At 73.7% G+C, this 3,021-nt stretch carries 2 protein-coding genes and 1 pseudogene; all 3 read right to left on the reverse strand.

The features are described 5' to 3' along the window. Positions 1 to 144: 144 nt before the first annotated feature. Positions 145 to 747 (reverse strand): hypothetical protein, encoded by a 603-nt coding sequence (locus tag JNW89_RS37070; RefSeq protein ID WP_309140052.1) that lies wholly within the window; start codon positions 745 to 747, stop codon positions 145 to 147. A 175-nt stretch (positions 748 to 922) separates the two neighbouring features. Continuing rightward, positions 923 to 1,213, reverse strand: a pseudogene (locus tag JNW89_RS37075) (oxidoreductase); the annotation flags it as partial. Positions 1,214 to 1,373: 160 nt separating this feature from the next. Beyond that, a complete protein-coding gene (locus tag JNW89_RS32890; RefSeq protein ID WP_238451941.1) occupies positions 1,374 to 2,669 on the reverse strand; it encodes a dicarboxylate/amino acid:cation symporter in 1,296 nt (431 codons plus the stop codon). Positions 2,670 to 3,021 lie beyond the last annotated feature (352 nt).

The raw sequence follows: 3,021 nt of genomic DNA on the forward strand, positions 1-3,021 counted from the left end.
TACTGGTCGGGCCAGCCGGGGTGGGCGCCGAGCTTGGCGGCGGCGCGGCGCGGCCAGTACGGGTCCCGGAGCAGTTCCCGGCCGAGCAGCACCAGGTCGCCTCGCCGCCGGCAACGATCTGCTCGGCCTGCTCCGGCTCGACGATCAGAAGGCGCGGGCGTACTGGTCGGGCCAGCCGGGGTGGGCGCCGAGCTTGGCGGCGGCGCGGCGCGGCCAGTACGGGTCCCGGAGCAGTTCCCGGCCGAGCAGCACCAGGTCGGCCTCGCCGCCGGCAACGATCTGCTCGGCCTGCTCCGGCTCGACGATCAGGCCGACCGCGCCGGTGAGCACCCCGGCCTCGCGGCGGATCCGCGCGGCGAGGGGCACCTGGTAGCCGGGCCCGACCGGGATGCTGGCCCGGGCCGCCGCGCCGCCGGAGGAGGCGTCGACCAGGTCGACCCCGGCGGCGGCGAGTTCACCGGCGAGCACGACGCTGTCCTCGACGGTCCAGCCGCCCTCGATCCAGTCGGTGGCCGAGATCCGGGTCAGCACCGGCATCCGCTCGCCGACGGCGGCGCGCACCGCGCGAGCCACCTCCAGGGTGAGCCGCATCCGGGCGGTCCGGTCGCCGCCGTAGCCGTCGGTGCGGTGGTTGGTCAGCGGGGACAGGAACTCGTGCAGCAGGTAGCCGTGCGCGGCGTGGATCTCCACCGCGCCGAAGCCGGCGTCCACCGCCCGGCCGGCGGCGGTGGCGAAGGCGGACACCACGCGGGGCGATCCCGGCCTCGTCGAGCGCCGTCGGCTCGCGGTAGTCGGGGAGGAACGGCTCGGCGCCGGGGCCGACCGGGGTCCAGCCGCCCTCGGCGTCCCGGCACGCCGCCGCGTCGCTCGGCCCACGGCCGGTAGTCGACGCCTTGAACCCGGCGTGCGCGAGCTGCACCGCCGGCACCGCGCCCTGGGCGGCGACGAACCCGGTGATCGGACGCCAGGCGTCGACGTGCGCGTCGGACCAGAGGCCGGTGTCCTGCGGGCTGATCCGCCCCTCGGGCACGACGGCGGTGGCCTCGGTGAGGATCAGGCCGGCGCCGCCGACGGCCCGGGAGCCGAGGTGGATCCGGTGCCAGTCGGTGGGCAGGCCGTCCGGGCCGGCGCTGTACTGGCACATCGAGGCGAGGGCGACCCGGTTGGGCAGGGTGACCGCGCGCAGGGTCAGCGGGGTGAACAGGGCACTCATGAGGTGATCCTCCGGGAGAGGCGACGGACACGACCCGCCGGGGAAGGCCGGCGCGACCGGTGGTGCGTGCGGAGCCGACGTCCGCTGGATGCGGCGGCCGTCCACGTGGTTCGGTGCGTTCCGGTCACCGGAGCGACCGGAAACGCACCCGAAGGGCGACTCAGGCGGGAACCGGCGCCAGCTCGTCGGAGCGGGCCGGTCGCTGCTCGTCGGCGTCGACCAGGTCACGCCGGCCGGCGGAGTCGTACGCGGCCCGGTCCAGGGTGCCCTCCCGCGCGGCGACGATGGTCGGCACCAGCGCCTGCCCGGCCACGTTGGTGGCGGTGCGGATCATGTCCAGGATCGGGTCGATGGCCAGCAGCAGACCGGCGCCGGCCAGCGGCAGGCCCAGCGTGCTCAGGGTCAGGGTGAGCATCACGATCGCGCCGGTCAGGCCGGCGGTGGCCGCCGAGCCGACCACCGAGACGAAGGCGATCAGCAGGTAGTCGGTGACGCCCAGGTCCACCCCGAAGACCTGCGCGACGAAGATCGCCGCCAGGGCCGGGTAGATCGCGGCGCAGCCGTCCATCTTCGTGGTGGCGCCGAACGGCACCGCGAACGAGGCGTACTCGCGGGGGACGCCGAGGCGCTCAACGGAACGCTGGGTCACCGGCATGGTGCCCACCGAGGAGCGGGAGACGAAGGCCAGCTCGATGGCGGGCCAGGCGCCGGCGAAGAAGCGCAGCGGGTTGAGCCGGCCGGCCGCCACCAGCAGCAGCGGGTAGACCACGAACAGCACGATCGCGCAGCCGACGTAGACGGCGGTGGTGAACTTCGCGAGCGGGGCGATCAGGTCCCAGCCGTACGAGGCGACGGCGTTGCCGATCAGGCCGAGGGTGCCGATCGGGGCGAGCCGGATCACCCACCAGAGCGCCTTCTGCACGATCTCCAGCAGCGAGCGGTTGAGCGCCACGAACGGTTCGGCGGCCTGGCCGACGAGCAGCGCGGCGGCACCCACCACCAGGGCGAGGAAGACGATCTGGAGCACGTTGCCCTCGACGAACGCGCCGACCGGGTTGGTCGGCACGATGCCGGTGAGGAAGTCGGTCCAGGAGCCGGTCTTCTTCGGGGCGCTCGCCGCGCCGATGTCGAGCGAGACGCCGCGACCCGGGTCGGTCAGCAGGCCGAGGCCGATGCCGATACCGACCGCGATCAGCGCGGTGGCGCCGAACCAGAGCAGCGTCTTGAGGGCCAGCCGGGCGGCGTTGGCCACGCCGCGCAGGCTGACCACGCTGACCACGATGGCGGTGAAGACCAGCGGCGGGACGGCCAGCTTGAGCAGCTGGACGAAGAGGCCGCCGACGGTGTCGAGGGTGCTGGCCAGCCAGCTCAGGTCATTGGCGCGGGCGAGGAAGCCCAGCGCCACGCCGAGGACGAGGCCGAGCAGGATCTGTGCGGAAAAGGGAATCTTGCGCAGGGCGGAAGCCATGAGGATGCGTCCAAGGTCTGTCGGAGGTCGGTACGGGCGGCGTCAGAGAGCGGGCCGCGCCGGACAGACGCCGCTGGCCTGCAGTCGGAGATCGACGTACAGGCGCACGGTGAGGTGCCAGACATTGGTCATCGCCTGGCGACGCTACTCCCGGCCACCGCGCAACGGGAAGGACCGAAGGCCGTGAGGCTCCTTACAGGGCGCGTTTGCCGTCCGGTGACCGCTTCGTCACGGTCGGGTCGATCGACGTACAGGCGCACGGTGAGGTGCCAGACATTGGTCATCGCCTGGCGACGCTACTCCCGGCCACCGCGCAACGGGAAGGACCGAAGGCCGTGAG

The organism is Micromonospora sp. 4G55, from assembly GCF_016803375.1.